This window comes from Pseudomonas sp. MLB6B (genome assembly GCF_054508135.1).
Map to the genome: position 1 here is coordinate 332,203 of NZ_CP199313.1, position 19,019 is coordinate 351,221.

The 19,019-nt window shown below is 65.5% G+C and carries 17 protein-coding genes and 2 pseudogenes; 8 read left to right on the forward strand and 11 right to left on the reverse strand.

Annotated elements, in window-relative coordinates:
* The first annotated feature begins 1 nt into the window (after position 1).
* The 8 genes and pseudogenes from ACSMEV_RS01340 to ACSMEV_RS01375 all read left to right on the forward strand — a co-directional run bounded on the left by ACSMEV_RS01340 (position 2) and on the right by ACSMEV_RS01375 (position 7,028).
* Entirely contained in the window at positions 2–337 is a 336-nt protein-coding gene (locus tag ACSMEV_RS01340) for a phosphoribosyl-ATP diphosphatase (protein ID WP_296266247.1), read from the forward strand.
* 99 nt (positions 338–436) lie between these two features.
* Positions 437–694, forward strand: a pseudogene (locus ACSMEV_RS01345) (twin-arginine translocase TatA/TatE family subunit); the annotation flags it as partial.
* Positions 695–937: 243 nt separating this feature from the next.
* A complete protein-coding gene (gene tatB, locus ACSMEV_RS01350; protein WP_459206937.1) occupies positions 938–1,408 on the forward strand; it encodes a Sec-independent protein translocase protein TatB in 471 nt (156 codons plus the stop codon).
* A complete protein-coding gene (gene tatC, locus ACSMEV_RS01355; protein ID WP_459206938.1) occupies positions 1,405–2,190 on the forward strand; it encodes a twin-arginine translocase subunit TatC in 786 nt (261 codons plus the stop codon). The genes tatB and tatC overlap by 4 nt, the downstream gene beginning before the upstream one ends.
* Complete coding sequence (locus ACSMEV_RS01360) at positions 2,187–2,894, forward strand: 16S rRNA (uracil(1498)-N(3))-methyltransferase (protein ID WP_459206939.1); 708 nt, start codon at positions 2,187–2,189, stop codon at positions 2,892–2,894. The genes tatC and ACSMEV_RS01360 overlap by 4 nt, the downstream gene beginning before the upstream one ends.
* A gap of 160 nt (positions 2,895–3,054) precedes the next feature.
* Positions 3,055–4,059 (forward strand): annotated as a pseudogene (locus ACSMEV_RS01365) (methyl-accepting chemotaxis protein); the annotation flags it as partial.
* A gap of 141 nt (positions 4,060–4,200) precedes the next feature.
* Positions 4,201–4,914, forward strand: coding sequence for a methyl-accepting chemotaxis protein (locus ACSMEV_RS01370; RefSeq protein ID WP_459208276.1), 714 nt, complete (start codon positions 4,201–4,203; stop codon positions 4,912–4,914).
* Between the two features lie 161 nt (positions 4,915–5,075).
* On the forward strand, positions 5,076–7,028 hold the full coding sequence (locus ACSMEV_RS01375; RefSeq protein ID WP_459206940.1) for a HAMP domain-containing methyl-accepting chemotaxis protein: 1,953 nt from the start codon (positions 5,076–5,078) through the stop codon (positions 7,026–7,028).
* Positions 7,029–7,155: 127 nt separating this feature from the next.
* Here ACSMEV_RS01375 and ACSMEV_RS01380 read toward each other — a convergent pair whose 3' ends face one another.
* The 11 genes from ACSMEV_RS01380 to ACSMEV_RS01430 form a co-directional block, all read right to left on the reverse strand.
* Positions 7,156–7,890, reverse strand: coding sequence for an amino acid ABC transporter ATP-binding protein (locus ACSMEV_RS01380; RefSeq protein ID WP_459208277.1), 735 nt, complete (start codon positions 7,888–7,890; stop codon positions 7,156–7,158).
* A complete protein-coding gene (locus tag ACSMEV_RS01385) occupies positions 7,883–8,845 on the reverse strand; it encodes an amino acid ABC transporter permease (RefSeq protein WP_296266262.1) in 963 nt (320 codons plus the stop codon). Before ACSMEV_RS01385 ends, ACSMEV_RS01380 begins: the two co-directional genes overlap by 8 nt.
* Positions 8,846–8,974: 129 nt before the next feature.
* Entirely contained in the window at positions 8,975–9,772 is a 798-nt protein-coding gene (locus ACSMEV_RS01390) for a transporter substrate-binding domain-containing protein (protein WP_296267295.1), read from the reverse strand.
* Positions 9,773–10,007: 235 nt separating this feature from the next.
* Positions 10,008–12,563, reverse strand: coding sequence for a glucans biosynthesis glucosyltransferase MdoH (gene mdoH / locus ACSMEV_RS01395; RefSeq protein ID WP_459206941.1), 2,556 nt, complete (start codon positions 12,561–12,563; stop codon positions 10,008–10,010).
* The gene (locus tag ACSMEV_RS01400; protein ID WP_459206942.1) at positions 12,556–14,217 is read right to left on the reverse strand and encodes a glucan biosynthesis protein G; all 1,662 of its coding nucleotides are present in this window, start codon (positions 14,215–14,217) and stop codon (positions 12,556–12,558) included. The genes mdoH and ACSMEV_RS01400 overlap by 8 nt, the downstream gene beginning before the upstream one ends.
* A gap of 324 nt (positions 14,218–14,541) precedes the next feature.
* On the reverse strand, positions 14,542–14,979 hold the full coding sequence (gene dtd, locus ACSMEV_RS01405; RefSeq protein WP_314491659.1) for a D-aminoacyl-tRNA deacylase: 438 nt from the start codon (positions 14,977–14,979) through the stop codon (positions 14,542–14,544).
* Positions 14,976–15,947 carry a prolyl aminopeptidase gene (pip, locus tag ACSMEV_RS01410; protein WP_459206943.1) on the reverse strand — a complete coding sequence of 324 codons (972 nt, stop codon included), beginning with the start codon at positions 15,945–15,947 and terminating at the stop codon, positions 14,976–14,978. The genes dtd and pip overlap by 4 nt, the downstream gene beginning before the upstream one ends.
* A 322-nt stretch (positions 15,948–16,269) precedes the next feature.
* Positions 16,270–16,842 (reverse strand): lipocalin family protein, encoded by a 573-nt coding sequence (locus ACSMEV_RS01415; RefSeq protein ID WP_459206944.1) that lies wholly within the window; start codon positions 16,840–16,842, stop codon positions 16,270–16,272.
* Positions 16,839–17,093, reverse strand: coding sequence for an outer membrane protein assembly factor BamE domain-containing protein (gene bamE / locus ACSMEV_RS01420; RefSeq protein ID WP_459206945.1), 255 nt, complete (start codon positions 17,091–17,093; stop codon positions 16,839–16,841). Before bamE ends, ACSMEV_RS01415 begins: the two co-directional genes overlap by 4 nt.
* A gap of 198 nt (positions 17,094–17,291) precedes the next feature.
* The gene (locus ACSMEV_RS01425; RefSeq protein WP_459206946.1) at positions 17,292–17,888 is read right to left on the reverse strand and encodes a DUF924 family protein; all 597 of its coding nucleotides are present in this window, start codon (positions 17,886–17,888) and stop codon (positions 17,292–17,294) included.
* A gap of 3 nt (positions 17,889–17,891) precedes the next feature.
* Positions 17,892–18,902 carry a class 1 fructose-bisphosphatase gene (locus ACSMEV_RS01430; RefSeq protein WP_459206947.1) on the reverse strand — a complete coding sequence of 337 codons (1,011 nt, stop codon included), beginning with the start codon at positions 18,900–18,902 and terminating at the stop codon, positions 17,892–17,894.
* Between the last annotated feature and the right edge of the window lie 117 nt (positions 18,903–19,019).

A 19,019-nucleotide genomic window follows, 5' to 3' on the forward strand; every position in this document is an offset into this window, starting at 1 on the left:
CATGAGCGACACCCTCACCCGTCTGGCCGAAGTCCTCGAGGCCCGCAAGCATGCCGCCCCCGACAGCTCCTACGTGGCCAGCCTGCACCACAAGGGCCTGAACAAGATTCTGGAAAAGCTCGGCGAAGAGTCGGTGGAAACCATCATCGCCGCCAAGGACGCCGCCATCAGCCACGATTGCAGCGACGTCATCTACGAAACCGCCGACCTGTGGTTCCACAGCCTGGTCATGCTCAGCGCGCTGGGCCAGCACCCGCAGGCGGTGCTCGACGAACTGGAGCGGCGCTTCGGCTTGTCCGGGCACGAGGAAAAGGCCGCGCGCCAGCCGTCGGCCTGACGCCGGCAGCGGGCTTGACCCATGCGGGTCTGAATGCGAGCGCGAGGGGGCGATGCGCCTCTCGCGACACAACCGATACGTCTGTTCCTGGAGTACGCAATGGGTATTTTCGACTGGAAACATTGGATCGTCCTGCTGATCGTGGTGGTCCTGGTCTTCGGCACCAAGAAGCTGAAGAACCTCGGCGGCGACCTGGGCGAGTCGATCAAGGGCTTTCGCAAGGCCATGAGCGACGAAGAGCACAAGCCCGCCGAGCCCACCGCGCCGGTGCACAACGCGCAGCCCGTGCCGCCTGTGCAGCCTGCGCCGATCCAGCCACAGGTGGCGCCGGTCCAACCGGCACCCGTACAGCCGCCGGCAGCGCCGGCCCAGCCCTACGTCGCGCCCCCTCAGCCGCAGATGGCACCGACTCAGCCAGCGCCCGTTCAACCACCGGCAGCACCTGCTCAACCAGTACCGGCTCAACCCCAAACGAGCCCCATTCCGCCAGCCCCTGCCCAACCCGAGGCAGTACCGGCCCAGCCGCACACGCCGCCCCCAGGCCAGACTTTCGATGGCCAGACCACACCCGTTCAAGACCCCTTGAGGAAAGACTGAGCCATGTTCGGCATCAGCTTCGGCGAACTTCTGCTGGTGGGCCTGGTGGCTCTGCTGGTGCTCGGCCCCGAGCGCCTGCCAGGCGCGGCGCGTACCGCAGGGCTGTGGATCGGCCGTCTGAAACGCAGCTTCAACAGCATCAAGATGGAAGTGGAACGCGAAATCGGTGCCGACGACATCCGCCGTCAGTTGCATAACGAGCACATCCTGTCGATGGAACAGGAAGCCCGGCGCATCCTCGACCCGAAGAATGCCATGGCCAAACCGGCCGAGCCTGCCGACGCACCGCCTGCGATGCCGGCCGATGCCACGGCTCCGGCAGCACCGAACCAGAGCGTTCCCTTCGTGCCGCCCGCAGCCGCAGCCTCGCACGCGCCTGACGCCACGCTCGCCGTGCCGACGCCACCCGCGCCCGGGTCGCCGGCCACGTCACCCACGCCCTCCGACCAGCCACAGCCACCACGAGCCCCATGAGCGAAATCCCGGACCACGACCAGCCCATGCCGCTGGTCTCGCACCTGACCGAACTGCGTACCCGCCTGCTGCGCTGCGTGGGCGTGATCTTCGCGATCTTCATCGGCCTGTTCTCCTTCGCCCAGCAGATCTACACCCTGGTTTCGGCACCGCTGCGCGACCATTTGCCGGCCAACGCCACGATGATCGCCACCGACGTGGCCTCGCCGTTCCTGACGCCGTTCAAGCTGACCATGATCGTCTCGCTGTTCGTGGCCATGCCGTTCATCCTCCAACAGGTGTGGGGGTTCATCGCGCCGGGGCTGTACCGCCATGAAAAACGCATCGCCATTCCCCTGCTGGTCTCCAGCATCTTCCTGTTCTATGCCGGCATGGCCTTCGCCTACTTCTTGGTGTTCCCGCTGATCTTCGGCTTCTTCGCCGCCGCTACCCCCGAAGGCGTGTCGATGATGACCGACATCGCCAACTACCTCGATTTCGTCATGACCCTGTTCTTCGCCTTCGGCGCGGCCTTCGAGATTCCGGTGGCCGTGGTGCTGCTGGTATGGATCGGCGTGGTCGATGTGAAGTACCTGAAGGGGATCCGCCCCTACGTGATCATCGGCTGTTTCGTGGTCGGCATGATCCTGACCCCGCCCGACATCTTCTCGCAGACGCTGCTGGCCGTGCCGATGTGGCTGCTGTTCGAGATCGGCGTGCTGTTCGCCACGTTGGTGCGCAAGCGCCGGGTAGCCGCCGAGGACGAGGCCGACGCGCCACAGCCGCCTGCGAAACAACCATGAACCTGTTACTGCTCGAAGAGGCCGACTTCATCGCGCCCGACCGCGTGCTGCTGAGTGACCGGCGCCTGACCCACCTGCAAGAGATCCACCGCGCCTGCGTGGGCGACACTCTGCGCGTGGGCCGCATCGGTGGCCTGATGGGCAGCGCCACCCTGCTGCGCCTGGAAGCTCGCGAAGCCGAGCTGCAAGTCGGCTTCGACCAGCCGCCGCCGGCCAAACTGCCGCTGACCCTGGTGCTGGCCGTGCCGCGGCCGAAAATGATGCGCCGCCTGCTGCAGACCGTCGCCACCCTGGGCGTGCCGCGGCTGATTCTGCTCAACAGCTACAAGGTCGAGAAAAGCTTCTGGCAGACGCCCTTCCTGCAACCGGCGAGCATCCGCGAGAACCTGATCCTGGGCCTGGAGCAGGCACGCGACACGGTGCTGCCCGAGGTGATCATCGAAAAGCGCTTCAAGCCCTTCGTCGAAGACCGCCTACCGGCCATTGCCCAGGGTACCCTGGGCCTGGTCGGCCACCCGGGCGACTACCCGGCCTGCCCGCGTGGCGTACAGCAGCCGGTGACCTTGGCGATCGGCCCCGAGGGTGGTTGGATTCCCTATGAAGTCGACTTGCTGGGCCGGGCCGGCTTGCAGCCCGTGCAGCTGGGCGCGCGTATCCTGCGGGTCGAAACGGCGGTCACTGCGCTGCTTTCGCGCCTGTTCTAAACCACTACAGGCCGTGTGCCTATAAAGTTTATGCCCCCAAGGCCGATGAACCTGACAGCCCGCAATGGACGTCCGGCAGCCAATAAACAAGGGGTAATCGGCCATGAATCAACGTTTAAGCCAACTGTTAGGCAACATCAGCGTCAACCGCAAACTCGCCATGGGCTTCGGCCTGGTCCTGCTATTGACCCTGGTCGCCGCCGCCACCGGCTGGACAGGCCTGCGCAACGTCATCGAGCGGGGCGACAAGTTGGGCCACATTTCCGAAGTCCTGCAACTGACCCAGGACCTGCGCATCGCCCGCCAGCAGTACCAACGCAAAGGCAACCCGGACGCCATCACGCAGATGGACGCCACCCTCGACCAGCTCGAACAACGCCTGCAAGGGGTATCCGAGCGTCTGGCCCAGCCGGCCGACCTGCAACGGGTCGAGCGCCAACGTGCCGCCGTCGTCGAGTACCGGCAAGCCTTCGATCAGCTCAAACAAGCCGCCCAACGCCGCGAAAGCAGCCGTGCCGTGCTGGGCGACAGCGCCGACCAGGCCGCTGCCCTGCTCGCCACCCTCGAACAGCGCTTGCAGCAGGCCGGCGACATCGGCCAATACGCCAGCGCCGTCCTGGCCGGCCAGGAGCTACAACGCGCCCGCTTCGAAGTACGCGGCTACACCTACAGCGGCGAGGCCGAGCGCCAGCAGACCGCGCTGGTGGCCATCGACAAGGCTTCGGCGGTACTGGGCGAGGTCGCCACGCGCCTGCCCGCCGGCTACGCCGCAGACTTGCAGGCCGCCGGCCAGGCCTTGGCCACCTACCGCGCCGCGGTGAACCAGGTAGCCAGCGCGCAGAGCGCCAGCGAAGAGGCGCTGCAACGCATGGCCGACCAAGGTCAGGTGATGTTCGACAACAGTCGCCAGCTCACCGAAACCCAAACCCAGGTACGCGACCAGGACGCGCAGCAGGCGCGCCTGCTGTTGGCCCTCAGCACCCTGGTGGCGGTAGTGCTGGGCATCATTGCCGCGTGGATCATCACCCGGCAGATCACCGTGCCACTGCGCGAAACCCTGAGCGCCGCCGAGCGTGTGGCCAATGGCGATCTGAGCCAGCAGTCCCAGGTCACCCGGCGCGACGAGTTGGGCCAGTTGCAAACCAGCATGCAGCACATGACCCAAGGCCTGCGGCAACTGATCGGCGGCATCGGCGACGGCGTCACGCAGATCGCCAGCGCCGCAGAACAACTGTCGGCGGTCACCGGCCAGACCAGCGCCGGGGTCAACAGCCAGAAAGTCGAGACCGACCAGGTGGCCACCGCCATGAACGAGATGGCCGCCACCGTGCAGGAAGTGGCGCGCAATGCCGAGCAGGCCTCGGAGGCGGCGTTGATGGCCGACCAGCAGGCCCGCGAGGGCGATCGGGTGGTCGGCGAAGCCGTGGCGCAGATCGAGCGCCTGGCCCATGAAGTGAACAACTCCAGCGAGGCCATGGGCGAGCTCAAGCAGGAAAGCGACAAGATCGGCAGCGTGCTCGACGTGATCAAGTCGGTGGCCCAGCAAACCAACCTGCTGGCGCTCAATGCCGCCATCGAAGCCGCCCGCGCCGGTGAGGCCGGACGCGGCTTCGCCGTGGTCGCCGACGAGGTACGTAGCCTGGCGCAGCGCACCCAGCAGTCCACCGAAGAGATCGAAGAGCTGATCGCCAACCTGCAACTGGGCACCCAGCGCGTGGCCGACGTGATGGACGCCAGCCGCGGCCTGACCGACAGCAGCGTCGAGCTGACCCGTCGCGCGGGCGGCGCGCTGGGCACCATCACCCGTACCGTGTCGTCGATCCAGGCGATGAACCAGCAGATCGCCACGGCCGCCGAGGAGCAGAGCGCGGTGGCCGAAGAGATCAACCGCAGCGTGATGAACGTACGCGACATTTCCGATCAGACTGCGGCGGCCAGCGAGCAGACCGCCAGTTCCAGCGTGGAATTGGCGCGGCTGGGCACGCATTTGCAAGGCCTGGTGGCGCGCTTCCGTTTGTAAGCCATGGCAGGGCTGCGCAAGGCAGCCCCGCTTCCTACAAGCCATGCGGAAATTTCCCACAGCATTTGCAGGTCCAGTCTGACGCGCATCCTGCCGATGAGTAAGACTCGACGCCATGTCCGATCGCTGGCGTCTTCTGACTCATCCCTGGAGAAGCGCTCATGTTAGGACTACTGGACAGATTTCTCGGCAACCTCAGCGTGCGCGTCAAGCTCGCCCTGGGCTTCGCCACGGTGCTGCTGTTCACCCTGGTCACCACCCTCAGCGGCTGGCTGGCCCTGGACGACGCCATCGAAAGCTCGGAAAAGCTCATCCAGATCGGTCATTTCAGCGACTACAGCAAGGACCTGCGCAGCGAACGCATCACTTACCGGGTGCTCGCCGACGAGGTCAGCCGCAAACAGATCGACAGCACCTTGGGGCGTCTCGATGCGCTGGCCGAAGACATGCAAAGGCGCTACCACGACCCCGAGGTCCAGCGCCTGATCGCCGACAAGCAACGGGACCTGCAGGCCTACCACAGCGCCTTCGCCAGCCTGCAACAGCACGTCGCCGAGCGCCAGCAACTGCAGCAGGACCAGGCGCAGCAGGCCGACCGCCTGGCTGCCAGGCTCGATACCCTGCGCGAACGCCTGATGACGCTATTGGGCGAGTCCAGCGCTCCCAGTGCCTTGGAGCAGGCCACCAACCTGATCGATGGGCTGGCCCGACATCTGGAAGTGGCCAACGAGCAGAGCCTGGCCGCCGCCTACCTCAGCGATCCACTGGAGACCTTCGAGCAGGTCGGCCAAGCGGCCCTGGCCAGTGCCCTCACGCAGATGCAGCAGATCGAGGCGGTCTTGGCTCAGACCGGTCTGGACCTGCCCAACGCGGCCACCCTCCCCGCTGCCATCGAAGCCTATCGTGCCGCCCTGCTCGACTACGCCCGCAAGGCCATCGATGTGGAACGCATCCACAACGACCTGGAGACCCTGGGCCTGCAGCTGGTGGACTACAACAGGAGCATGGGCGAGCTGCAGGCGCAGTTGCGCGACCAGGAGGCGGTGGCCGCGCGCAGCCTGATGACGGTGATCGCCGTGCTGGCGCTGGCCATTGGGCTATTGGCGGCGTGGATCATCAGCTTGCAGATCACCCGCCCCCTCGACGTGGCCTTGGCCCAGGCCGGGCGCATCGCCCAGGGCGACCTGGCGCCGCTGCACAGCGGCCCGCGTAGCGACGAACTGGGGCGGTTGCAGCACAGCATGGGCGACATGACCGGGGGGCTGCGCGAATTGATCGGTGGGCTGGAAGGCGGCGTCGAGCAGTTGTCGCGGGCCGTGCACGAATTGGCCACCGTCAGCGAGGCCACGCAGTTGCAGGCCAGCCAACAGCGCGAGGAAACCGAGCAGGTGGCCACGGCCATGAACCAGATGAGCGCCACCGTGCACGAAGTGGCGCAGAACGCCGAGCAGGCGGCACTGGCGGCGAGCCGTGCGGACCAGCAGGCGCAGGCCGGGGACCAGGTGGTCACGCAATCGATCGCGCAGATCGAGGAGTTGGCCGGGCACATGGACGCCTGCCTGGCGGCCATGCGCCACTTGGCCGACGAGAGCCAACGCATCGGCAGCATCCTCGAGGTCATCACCGCCGTGTCGCAGCAGACCAACCTCCTGGCGCTCAACGCCGCCATCGAAGCCGCGCGCGCCGGCGAGGCCGGACGCGGTTTCGCCGTGGTCGCCGACGAGGTGCGCGGCCTGGCCCAGCGCACCCAGCAATCGACCGAGGAAATCGGCCAACTGATCGCCAGCCTGCACAACGGCACCGAGAACGTCACCCACCTGCTCGACCACAGCAAACGCCTGACCGAGCAGAGCGTGGCCCTCAGCCGCCGGACGGGCGAGGCCTTGGGGCAGATCACCGAAACGGTGTCGAGCATCCAGGGCATGAACCAGCAGATCGCCACTGCGAGCGAAGAACAGAGCGTGGTGGCCGAGCAGATCAACCGCAGCGTGATGGGCGTGCGCGAAGGCGCCGACCGCACCAGCGCCACCAGCGAGCAGACCGCCGCGGCCAGCGGCGCGTTGGAGATGTTGGGTCAGCAGCTGCGGGCGATGGTCGGCAAGTTCAGCTTGTGAGCGTCGAGGTGGGCTGGCGAAGGCTTGCCAGATCGACGACCGGCGCCAAACGCGTCGAGGGCATGGGCGATGAGCGCACGGGTTGTGCTGGCGAACGCCGACCCGCAAGGGCCGGCGCTCGGGTCGATCACAGCACCTGGCGCAGGAAGCTCTGCGCGCGCGGGTCCTGCGGAGCGTCGAAGAAGGCGTTGGGCGCGGCGTCTTCCAACAGGCGGCCGTGGTCGAAGAACAGCACGCGGTCGGCCACTTCGCGGGCGAAGCCCATCTCGTGGGTCACACAGACCATGGTCATGCCTTCCAGAGCCAGGGTCTTCATCACGTCCAGCACTTCGCCGACCATCTCCGGGTCGAGCGCCGAGGTGGGCTCGTCGAACAGCATCACCTTCGGGTCCATGGCCAGGGCGCGGGCGATGGCCACCCGCTGCTGCTGGCCGCCCGAAAGGCGCGAGGGGTACTCGTTGGCCTTCTCGCTGATGCCGACCTTGAGCAGCAAGGCGCGGGCCCGGTCCTCGCGCTCGACCTTGCTGCGCTTGCGCACCACCTTCTGCGCCAGGCACAGGTTTTCCAGCACGGTCATGTGCGGGAACAGGTTGAAGTGCTGAAACACCATGCCCACCTCGCGGCGGTAGGCGTTGATGTCGGTCTTCGGGTCGTCGAGCTGCACGCCGTTGATGGCCACATGGCCGGCGTCGAAGCTCTCCAGGCCGTTGAGGCAGCGCAGGAAGGTCGATTTGCCCGAGCCCGACGGGCCCAGCACCACCACCACTTCGCCCTTGCTCACCTGGGTGGTGACGTTGTCGACCGCGCGCACCACCTGGCCGCGGGTATCGAACACTTTCAGCAGGTCACGGACTTCAATCACTTTGCGCAAGCCTCCGCTCGAGCCGGCTGGCCAGGTGCGACAGCGGCAGGTTGATCAGCAGGTACAGACCGGCCACGCAGAACCAGATCTCGAAGGTCGAGAACGAGGTGGTGATGGCCTCGCGCCCGCTTTTGGTCAGCTCGGTGATCGCGATCACCGACACCAGGGAGGTGTCCTTGACCAGGCTGATGAACTGCCCGGCCAGCGGCGGCAACACGCGCTTGAACGCCTGGGGCAGGATCACGTGGCGCATCGACTGGCTGGCGTTGAGGCCCAGCGAGCGCGCCGCTTCGTTCTGCCCGCGGGCGATCGACTGCACGCCGGCGCGCACGATCTCGGCCACGTAGGCACCGGTAAATAGCGCCAGCGCGGCGACGCCCGCGAACTCGCGGGACAGGTTCAGCACCGTGCCGATGAAGAAATAGAAGATGAAGATCTGCACCAGCAGCGGCGTGCCGCGCACCAGCTCCACGTACACCGTCGACAGGTCGCGCAGGGTCGGGTTGTTCGACAAGCGGCACAGCCCGGCGAACAGACCGATCACCAGGCCGAACGCCCCGGACACCACCGACAGCCATAAAGTGGTCCACAGGCCCCAGGCCAAGGGGCCGGCAGCCCAGTGCCGGGTCACGCCCAGGGCGTCGCCCTCGGCCACGTCGTCGCCGCGGCTGAGCAGCACGCTGTCGGCCTGCACCTGCACGTGCTGCACTTCGCCGTCTTCGGTCTTCACCGTCAGCGTGGCCTGGCTGCCGGACACGGCGATGTCCTGCACGGTGCCGAAACCGGTAGCGCGTTGGGTCTCTTCGGCTTGGTAGGCGAAATACTGCGGCACTCGGTTCCAGCGCCATTCGTAGGACATCATCGAGGTGGCCAGGTACAGGCTGATCGCCAGGCCCACCAACACGAGCGCAGTGAGCCCATGCCAAGGCCACTGGGCTTTTTTATGCTTGATCAAAAAGGTGCTCCAAAAAACGAGACGCCGAGCGGAGGCTCGGCGGTTAGCGGCGAGCGGCGCGCACCTGCAGAGGACAGTGGGCCTCTGCAGGCGGCACGCCGCGGATTGCCTGCCGCCAGCGCGCGGCGCTTACTCCATTTCCTTCAGCCAGTCCTTGTTCTTGAACCACTTGTCGTGGATCCGATCGTAGGTGCCGTCGTGCTTGATCTGGTGCAGGAAGTTGTTGATGAAGTTGATGCTGTCGTAGTCACCCTTCTTCAGGCCGAAGGCCAACGGTTCGAAGGTGAAGGGCTCTTCGAGGAACAGCAGCTTGCCGGCGCCGGCCTTTTCCACCGCGACCACGTTGTACGGCGCGTCGTAGACGAAGGCATCGGCCTTGCCGTTGACCACGTCCATGACCGCTTCCTGTTCGTTGTCATAACCGTGGTACTGCGCCTTGCCGATCAGCTTCTTGGCGATCATTTCGCCGGTGGTGCCGAGCTTGGAGGTCAGGCGGTACTTGTCGCTGTTGAGGTCTTTGTAGGACTTGATCTCGCCTTGCAGCTCCTTGCGGATCAGCAGGGTCTGGCCCACCACGATGAAGGGCTCGCTGAAGTTCAGGCGCAGGTTGCGTTCCTGGGTCAGGGTCATGCCGCTGCCGATCATGTCGAACTTGCCGGTGATCAGCGCCGGAATGATGCCATCGTAGGCCGTGGAGACGGTTTCCAGCTTCACGCCCATGGACTTGGCCATGGCCTTGAGGATATCGACTTCGAAGCCGATGATCTCGCCGCGCTTGTTGGTCATCTCGAACGGCATGTAGGTCGGGTCCATGCCCACCCGCAACGTGCCGCGCTTGACCGCGTCGTCGATGGCGCCAGCCTGCGCACAGGCCACTGCGGCCAGCGCCGTGACGCCCACGAGCAGGCGCGAAAGATAGTGCTTGATCATTACCAGGTTCCCCAGCGAGAAAAGAAGCGAGTCTTATTGTTGGCGCGGCCGTAGAACCGCGCGGCGCGACGGACAGCGATGCTAACGCATGGCGGGCCTGCAAGTCACTGCAAGAGCCGCCGGCCGGCATGCGGGTTTTGCGGCGATGAACAGCCGCTGTCGCCGAACCGCACGTAAAAACGCCTGGGGCCTGCATGTGCAGGCCCCAGGCGTTGGATACGACCGCTGCGGATCAGGCGCCGACCAGGCCGGCCTGCGCCTGCGCCGGCAGCGCGTGCGGGTCGCTGGCGACCGAGCTGCGCCAGGCTTCGATCCAAGCCGCGTTCTGCTCGGCCCAGACACGCTCGTGCAGGCGCGACAGGGCGACCGGGTCGCTGAGCAAGGCCAGGCGGGTGGCCAGGTCGATGCCTTTCGGTCCAGCTTCGAGCGCCTTGGCGACGCGCTCGCCACGCAGCCGTTCGATGGCGGCCGACTGGCCGTGACGCGCCGTGCCCATGGCGCAGGCCAGGGCGTTCTGGCGTGGATCGACCACGGCACGTACGAAACCGTCACGCAACGCGTGCCAACGGTTTTCGTGGGCGTATTGGTCGGTGGCCAGCAGCTCGGCAGGCGTGGCGTACTCCTCGGGGATCAGGAACAGCTTCTCGTCCTTGGCCTTCAGGCCCAGGTTGGTACGGCTGGAAATCACCGACACCGGGATCGACAGCACCAGGGAACCGACGATCGGCGCCAGCCACCACAGGAAGCTCGGGTTCAGCCACGCCACCAACCCGGCCCAGGCGAAGCCCAGCAGGGTCTGTGGGCCGTGGCGACGGATCGCTTCGCTCCAGGGGGTGGAGTCGTCGTCACGCTGCGGCGAGTTCCAGGTCGCGGCCCAGCCGAGGAATGCGGCCAGCACGAAGCGGGTGTGGAAAATCATCCGCACCGGTGCCAGGAGCATGGAGAACAGCATCTCCATCAGCATCGACAGGGTGACCTTGATCCGCCCGCCGAAGCCCACCGAGCCCTTGGCCCAGATCAGGATGACGCTGAGCAGCTTGGGCAGGAACAGCAGCACCACGGTGGTGGAGAACAGCGCGATGGCTTTCTCCGGGTGCCATTGCGGCCACAGCGGATAGAGCTGGAAGGGTTCGAGGAAGTACTGCGGCTCCATCAACGTGTTGGTCGCGAGCAGGGCCGTCGACAGCACCAGGAAGAAGAACCACAGCGGCGCCGACAGGTACGACATCACGCCGGTGAGGAACACCGCGCGGTGCACCGGGTGCATGCCCTTGACCAGGAACAGGCGGAAGTTCATCAGGTTGCCGTGGCACCAACGCCGGTCGCGCTTGAGCTCGTCGAGCAGGTTCGGCGGCAGTTCTTCATAGCTGCCCGGCAGGTCATAGGCGATCCACACGCCCCAACCGGCGCGGCGCATCAGCGCGGCTTCGACGAAGTCGTGGGACAGGATCGCACCGGCGAAGGCACCCTTGCCCGGCAACGGCGCCAAGGCGCAGTGCTCGATGAAGGGTTTCATGCGAATGATCGCGTTGTGCCCCCAGTAGTGCGATTCGCCCAATTGCCAGAAGTGCAGACCGGCGGTGAACAGCGGGCCGTAAACGCGGGTGGCGAACTGCTGCATGCGTGCATACAGCGTGTCCATGCCCGAGGCACGCGGCGCCGACTGGATGATGCCCGCGTCCGGGTTGGCCTCCATCAGGCGCACCAGGCTGGTCAGGCAGTCGCCGCTCATCACGCTGTCGGCGTCGAGCACCACCATGTACTTGTAGGCACCGCCCCAGCGACGGCAGAAGTCGTCGAGGTTACCGCTCTTGCGCTTGACCCGGCGGCGACGGCGGCGATAGAAGATGTGCCCGAAGCCTTTGGCCTCGCGGCAGACTTCCAGCCAGGCCTTCTGTTCGGCCACGGCGATGTCGGTGTCGTTGGTGTCACTGAGGACGAAGAAGTCGAAGCGGTCGAGGTTGCCGGTGGCGGCCACCGATTCGAAGGTGGCGCGCAGGCCGGCGAACACCCGCGGCACGTCTTCGTTGCAGATCGGCATGACGATGGCTGTGCGTGCCTCGGCGCCGATCGGCTCGTTGCCGGCACTGCTGCCGGAGATCTTGTATTTGTCGCGCCCGGTGAGCAGCTCCAGGAAGCCCATCAGCGCCGTCCAGAATCCCGCCGACACCCAGCAGAAGAGGATGCCGAACAGGATCAGGATGGAGGTCTGCAAGGCATACGGCCAGACCTGGACGATGGTGTCCCAGATCGGCTGCGAGGTGATCTCGTCGAGATCGACGAACGACCAGCCCTGGTACGGCAGGATGCCTTTCATGTACCAGCCGGCGACCAGCGTCTGGCCGATCATCAGCGTCAGCAGGATGTAGCGGCGGATCGAGCCGACCGTGCGCCAGCGCGCCACCGGCAGCTCGCGCTTGGGCGGCTGCGGGGCGTTGGTGCGGCCGGTCATGCGCCGCCAGATGCGTACCAGGATGTTGGTGCGCCAGGGCTCGGGCAGTACCCGCGTGCGCTGGATGGGCGGTGCGATCTTCAGGCTCAAGCGGCCATTGGCGTCGACGCCGAGCATCTCGGCGTCTTCCAGTTCGGCTGCACTGCCCGCCGTCAGGCGCGCGGCGACCGAGGCCTGGGCGGCTTCGCCAGGTTCGGCCAGAGGCTGCTCGGCGAGGCGCTGATGCAGCTCGCTGAAGGAGGTGCAGCCGGCCAGTTCGGCCCGCTGCTCATCGTTCAACGGCAGGTGCGCCAGGTACTCGCTCAGCGGTACCGGTGTTGCGTTCGGGTTACTCATCGGCAGGCAACTGATAGGTCCAGGTCTCGGTCAACACCTTCTCGGTGGTGGCCGGTGCTTCTTGAGCGGCGGCATCGGCGGCAGGCTGTTCGGCGGCCGCGTGTTGCTCGGCAGCCTTGACGTGCTTGCCAGTGGCTTTGGCCGGCTTGGTGTCCTTGGCCGGCTTGGGCGCTTCGACCGGCACGTCGCGTACCAGCGCCGCGCGCATTTCGGTGGACTTGTTCGGGTCTTTGACCTTCAGGCGCAGCGTCAGGCGCCAGCCCTTGGTTTCAGGGTTGTAGCGCAGGTTATTCTCGGCCACTTCGGCGTTGTCGCCGACGCTGACCTGGCTGCGCACGCCGCTGTCTTCAGACAAGGCCGCCAAGGTGGGACCGGCGAAATCGACCAGGAACGCGACGCTGCCGTCGGGCTGGCGGATCAGGTTGGACTGCTTGACGTCGCCGGTCGAACGCATGGTCTGCTCGACCCGACCCAGGTCCTGAGCCTGGAACTTGGGCTCGTCCATGGTGAAGTGCAGGCGATAGTCGTGGTCGATCGAAGTACCGGGCTCAGGACGTTTTTCCGGGCTCCAGTAGGCGACGATGTTGTCGTTGGTTTCGTCGGCGGTGGGGATCTCGACCAGATCGACGGTGCCTTTGCCCCAATCGCCTACCGGTTCGATCCAGGCGCTAGGACGCTTGTGGTAGTTGTCGTCGAGGTCTTCGTAGTCCTTGAAGTCGCGGTGACGCTGCATCAGACCGAAGCCGCGCGGGTTTTCCACGCTGAAGTTGCTGACGGCCAGGTGCTTGGGGTTGTTCAGCGGGCGCCACAGCCATTCGCCGTTGCCGCCATGGATCGCCAGGCCTTCGGAGTCGTGCAGGGCCGGACGGTAGTTGAGCACCTTGGAGGGCTGGTTGGGGCCGAACAGGTACATGCTGGTCAGCGGCGCGATGCCCAAGCGGGTGACCTGGTCACGCAGGAACACGCGGGATTTGACGTCGACCACGGTGTCGGTGCCCGGACGCAGGGTCAGCTTGTAGGCGCCGGTGGAACGCGGCGAATCGAGCAGCGCGTAGATCACCAGGTGCTTGTCGGTCGGCTTGGGCTTCTCGACCCAGAACTCGGTGAAGCGCGGGAATTCCTCGCCCGACGGCAGCGCGGTGTCGATGGCCAGGCCACGGGCCGACAGGCCATACGCCTGGCCCTTGCCGACCACGCGGAAGTAGCTGGCGCCGAGCAAGGTCATGATTTCGTCTTGCTTGTCGGCCTTGTTGATCGGGTACAGCACGCGGAAACCGGCATAGCCGAGGTTTGCCGTGCTCTTGGCGTCGTGCTGCACGTCACCGAAGTCGAAGCGGCTCGGGTCGTACTTGATTTCCTCGACCGTGCTGGCGGTGACTTCGTTGATTTTCACCGGTGTGTCGAAGTGCATGCCCTGGTGGTAGAACGACAGCTTGAAGGGGGTCTTGTCCGCGCTCCACTCGGCTTTTTCCTGAAGGAAGCGGATCTTCTGGTAGTCAGCGAACTTCATGTCGCGGAACACCGCAGGCAGATTGCTCTTCGGTGCCTCGTACTTCTGACCGGCCAGGTCCTTGGCCTTGGACGCTACGTCGTCCAGGTTGAAGGCCCACAGCTGGCCGGCGCTCATCAGGCCGACCAAAGCGGCACCGGCCATGACGACCTGGCGCAACCGTTTGCTGGAAATTCTGGGTGAACCACAGGGACTTACGATCACGAGCAACCCTCGCCGAAAACAGATCATGAAACCAACGGCCAGCGACAATTGCCGGGTTGGCGAGCACTGTTCGGACCCCGTAAGGGCGTAATGATTCCCCAGACGGATTCCAGACAGCGCTCGAGTCAAAGTCAAACGAACCCACGGACGCGGATTCTTACAGCGCGCGATTATCTAGCAGGCCGCGTTACAACGCATCAGGCCAGCAGAACTATTTATCGTAGGAAACCCCGTGTTTTCCCGTAAACGAGGGGTTTTTTCCGATCAGATTTGTAACATGAACGTCACCGGGCCATCGTTGACCAGATGGACCTGCATGTCGGCACCGAATCGCCCGGTCGCCACGCCTTCGTGTCGACCCTGCGCCTGCTGCACCAGGTAGTCGAACAGTTCCGCGCCCAGAGCCGGCGGCGCGGCGCTGGAAAAGCTCGGACGCAGGCCGCTGCGGGTGTCGGCGGCCAGGGTGAACTGCGAGACCAGCAGCAGGCCACCGGCCACCTCCTTGAGCGACTGGTTCATCTTGCCCTGGGCATCGCTGAACACCCGGTAGTTGAGCAGCTTGTGCAGCAGTTTGTCGGCATGCTCGCGGGTGTCGTGCGGTTCGACCGCCACCAGCACCAGCAAGCCCTGGTCGATGGCACCGACCACCTCCCCCGCCACTTCGACACGGGCCGAGCGCACCCGTTGCAGCAGGCCCTTCATGCTTCTTCCAAGGGCAGGTCGAGCAGGCGCCGGGCCATCTGGTCGGCGGCGCGCACCAAAGCGTCGGTGATGCCCGGTTCGGACGCGGCATGGCCGGCGTCGCGGATGACCTTCAGTTCGCTGTTGGGCCAGGCCTGGTGCAAGGCCCAGGCGTTGTCCAGCGGGCAGATCACGTCGTAGCGGCCATGCACGATCACCGCCGGCAGGTGGGCGATCTTCGGCACGTCGCGGATCAATTGGTCAGGTTCGAGGAAAGCGTCGTGCATGAAGTAATGGCACTCGATGCGCGCGATCGACAGTGCCCGCTGCGGTTCGGCGAAGCGATCGACCACCAACGGGTTGGGCCGCAGGGTGGCAGTGCGCCCTTCCCAGGTGGACCAGGCTTTGGCCGCATGCATCTGGGCGATCTGGTCGCTGCCGGTCAGGCGCTTGTGGAAGGCCTTGACCAGGTCGCTGCGCTCCTCGGCCGGGATCGGCGCCACGTAGTCCTGCCAGTAGTCGGGGAACAGGCGGCTGGCACCGGCCTGGTAGAACCACTGGATCTCCTGCGGGCGGCACAGGAAGATGCCGCGCAGGATCAGCCCGAGCACGCGCTCCGGGTGAGTCTGGGCATAGGCCAGGGCCAGGGTCGAACCCCAGGAGCCGCCGAACAGCACCCACTGCTCGATACCCAGATGCTCGCGGATGCGCTCCATGTCGGCGACCAGGTCCCAGGTGGTGTTTTTCTCGATGCTGGCGTGCGGCGTGGAGCGCCCGCAGCCGCGCTGGTCGAAGGTGACGATGCGGTACAGGTTGGGGTCGAAGTAGCAGCGGCTCTGGGCATCGCAGCCCGACCCCGGCCCGCCGTGGATGAACAGCACCGGCAGGCCTTCGGGCGAGCCGCTTTCATCGACGTACAGCACATGCGGCGCATCCACGGCCAGATCGTGCCGGGCGTAGGGTTTGATCTGCGGGTACAGGGTCTGCATTGCGCACTCCGTGTGAGGATCGGGCTGGGTACGAACCTGTCTTTGCCAGGGCCGAACAGGGTAAACGGGTGAAGCCATCGGCGGCAGGCAGTGCCTTGGGTCAGGCTCGCGGCTTCACGCAGTATGGCCGAGTCTGGCGATATTTCGTACACCGCGTGGGTCGGCCGGCGGCAATCATAAACCCGAATGGCGGCTTTGAGGATCATGCGCTGCACGGCGCTAGGGTGCCGACGACGACCGCGCTGCGACGAGCACCAGGCGGCGCTAGGTGAACGTGCCATGGCAGGCACCGCTGCCGTCCGTTGCGGACGGCACGCAGCGATCAGTGCATCTTGGCGATGTTGCGGTCGGCCATGCGCCAGATCAGGCGGGTGGTGTCATACCCCTGCTGGCGTGCCTTGGCCAGCAGGCTCTCGCGTTCCCAGGCCGACAGGTGCTGGGCGCGCGACAGGATCCACAGGTGTTTGCGGTCGGGGCTGCCGACGATGGCCGTGCGGTAGCGTTCGTCGACGTAGAGGATCCAGTACTCGGCCCGGGTCACGCCCGGCAGCAGACGGCTCAGGCTGTTGTCGAACTCGACCCACAGCTTGTCGGTGTGGCCGCTGGCCTGCACGTTGGCATGTCCCTGTGCCCGTAGCCATTCGTCGCCCAGGGTGCGGCAACGGTTGAGCACGTCGAAGCTGCCGTCGGGCTTGAGGTTGTAGTGCGCCTCGGACTGGGCGCAGGCGTCCTGATGGGCCAGGGGCAGGCGCGCCAGCTCGTACCAGGTGCCCTGGTAACGCTTGAGGCTGACATTGCCCGCCGTCTTGGGCGCGAGCGGGTCGCTGGTCGTACTGGCGCAGCCGCCGAGCACGGCCAGGCAGCAGACGGCAGCCAGCGCTGCGAGCGCCCTCATTTGAGGCCCTGCCCCGAATACATAAAGACCTTGTCGGCGGCGTACTGCACGCTGATGAAGCTTCTCTCGTCGCCCCAGGTGCAACTGGACATGCCCAAGGCACCCGAGCATTCGGTAGGCGTGCCCAGCAACTGCTCGACCTCGGCCTTGCTCATGCCGGCCTGGAGCCGGGCATAGTTTTCCTGGTTGATCTTGCTGCAGGCGGTCAGGACCACGCAGAGGGTCAGCAAGGCGAAACGACGAAACGACATGACGGGGCAACTCCTGGACAAGGGCTCAGGTTGGAAACCTGCGGAGTGCTTGGAGGGCGAAAAGTCGATCCGGTTCCCTAACCGCCGAGCGATCCGCAGAGGCCACCGGTCGCCACGGCCAGAAGGCGCAAAGCAAAAGGCCAGGCCGCATCGAAAGATGCGGCCTGGCCTGGGGCGACGCTTGGCTAACGTAACGCTTTAGAAACGCGAACCTGGCTCGAGCAGGAAATCCATCTCCTCGTCGGTGCTGGGCCGGTCGAGCTGCAGGTTGCGGTGCGGAAAACGCCCGAACCGCTCGATCACCCGCTGGTGCTGCTGGGCGTAATCGAGAAAGCCTTCGAACAGCTTGCGGTTGGCCTCGGGCTGTTCGTCGAGCAGCGTCTGGTAACGCTCGACGCTGAGGTTCTGCCAGTCGAGCACCTCGGCGTGTTGCAGCACCAGCAGCACGAACACGCGCTGGATGGGCAGCAACTGATAGTCGAGCTGCTTTTGCAGACCCTGCATCGCCACCACCTGGGCACGCCGGTCGCCGTCGAAGGCGCGGGCGGTGTCGCGGTACAGCATGCGCGGCAACTGGTCGAGCAACAGGATCAGACCCAGCCAGCCTTGCGGGCTTTGCTGCCATTCGTCCAAGCCGCCCTCGAGCGCCTGCTCCATCAGCGGCCCGAACAGCGCGCCGGCTTCCTCGTCGTGCTGCTTGCCGAACCACAGCAGGCCTTTCTCATCCGCCACGGCCTGGGCCGTGGTGCCCCAACCGAACCACCATTCCAGCAACGGCTGCCAAGGTGCGAGCATGACTTATTCCTTGTGGTAGGCCGTGACGCGCTCGACCTCTTGCTTCGAGCCGAGGATGACCGAAACGCGCTGGTGCAGGCTCTCGGGCCTGATGTCGAGGATGCGCTCGTAACCGTTGGTGGAGGCGCCGCCGGCCTGCTCGATGATGAACGACATCGGGTTGGCTTCGTACATCAGGCGCAACTTGCCCGGCTTGCTCGGCTCGCGCGAGTCGCGCGGGTACATGAACAGGCCGCCACGGGTCAGGATGCGGTGCACGTCGGCCACCATCGAGGCGATCCAGCGCATGTTGTAGTTCTTCTTCAGCGGGCCGGTCTCGCCGGCCAGCAGCTCGCCCACATAACGCGTGACCGGGGCTTCCCAGTGGCGCTGGTTGGACATGTTGATGGCGAACTCGGCGGTGGTTTCCGGCACTTTGATGTCTTCGTGGGTGAGCACGAAGCTGCCCAGTTCACGGTCCAGGGTGAAGCCCTTGACGCCATTGCCCAGGGTCAGCACCAGCATGGTCTGCGGGCCGTAGATGGCGTAACCGGCGGCCACCTGCTCGGTGCCCGGCTGGAGGAAGGCGTTCTCGTTGAGGGTTTCGTTCTGGCTGAGGTATTCGTTCGGGCAGCGCAGCACCGAGAAGATGGTGCCGACCGAGACGTTCACGTCGATGTTCGAGGAGCCGTCGAGCGGGTCGAAGACCAGCAGGTAGGCGCCTTTGGGATAGCGGCCCGGGATCTGGTAGGCGTTGTCCATTTCCTCGGACGCCATGCCGGCCAGGTGACCGCCCCATTCGTTGGCTTCGAGCAGGATGTCGTTGGAGATGACATCGAGCTTCTTCTGCACCTCGCCCTGCACGTTTTCGGTGCCCATGCTGCCCAGCACACCGCCCAAAGCACCTTTGGAGACGTGATGGCTGATTTCCTTGCACGCACGCGCCACCACTTCGATCAGGAAGCGCAGATCGGCAGGAGTGTTGTTGCTGCGGGTCTGCTCAATCAAATAGCGACTCAGGGTAACGCGAGACATGTATGGCTCCGACGGGATTGGGGGAGAAAAACCCCCGCAGTTTACAGGGAGAGCGGCACGCTAGCGAGCAAAGCGACGCGCCTGGGCGATCAGACGGCGCTTCGCGGGGGGAGTTCA

What these genes read in the sequence shown, in the direction of transcription:
- bamE (WP_459206945.1), bottom strand. Translation starts at nt 17,093, where the DNA reads ATGTCGTTTCGTCGTTTCGCCTTGCTGACCCTCTGCGTGGTCCTGACC.
- ACSMEV_RS01340 (WP_296266247.1), top strand. Translation starts at nt 2, where the DNA reads ATGAGCGACACCCTCACCCGTCTGGCCGAAGTCCTCGAGGCCCGCAAG.
- ACSMEV_RS01360 (WP_459206939.1), top strand. Translation starts at nt 2,187, where the DNA reads ATGAACCTGTTACTGCTCGAAGAGGCCGACTTCATCGCGCCCGACCGC.
- mdoH (WP_459206941.1), bottom strand. Translation starts at nt 12,563, where the DNA reads ATGAGTAACCCGAACGCAACACCGGTACCGCTGAGCGAGTACCTGGCG.
- tatB (WP_459206937.1), top strand. Translation starts at nt 938, where the DNA reads ATGTTCGGCATCAGCTTCGGCGAACTTCTGCTGGTGGGCCTGGTGGCT.
- pip (WP_459206943.1), bottom strand. Translation starts at nt 15,947, where the DNA reads ATGCAGACCCTGTACCCGCAGATCAAACCCTACGCCCGGCACGATCTG.
- ACSMEV_RS01370 (WP_459208276.1), top strand. Translation starts at nt 4,201, where the DNA reads ATGAACGAGATGGCCGCCACCGTGCAGGAAGTGGCGCGCAATGCCGAG.
- dtd (WP_314491659.1), bottom strand. Translation starts at nt 14,979, where the DNA reads ATGAAGGGCCTGCTGCAACGGGTGCGCTCGGCCCGTGTCGAAGTGGCG.
- ACSMEV_RS01375 (WP_459206940.1), top strand. Translation starts at nt 5,076, where the DNA reads ATGTTAGGACTACTGGACAGATTTCTCGGCAACCTCAGCGTGCGCGTC.
- ACSMEV_RS01400 (WP_459206942.1), bottom strand. Translation starts at nt 14,217, where the DNA reads ATGGCCGGTGCCGCTTTGGTCGGCCTGATGAGCGCCGGCCAGCTGTGG.
- ACSMEV_RS01430 (WP_459206947.1), bottom strand. Translation starts at nt 18,902, where the DNA reads ATGTCTCGCGTTACCCTGAGTCGCTATTTGATTGAGCAGACCCGCAGC.
- ACSMEV_RS01415 (WP_459206944.1), bottom strand. Translation starts at nt 16,842, where the DNA reads ATGAGGGCGCTCGCAGCGCTGGCTGCCGTCTGCTGCCTGGCCGTGCTC.
- ACSMEV_RS01425 (WP_459206946.1), bottom strand. Translation starts at nt 17,888, where the DNA reads ATGCTCGCACCTTGGCAGCCGTTGCTGGAATGGTGGTTCGGTTGGGGC.
- tatC (WP_459206938.1), top strand. Translation starts at nt 1,405, where the DNA reads ATGAGCGAAATCCCGGACCACGACCAGCCCATGCCGCTGGTCTCGCAC.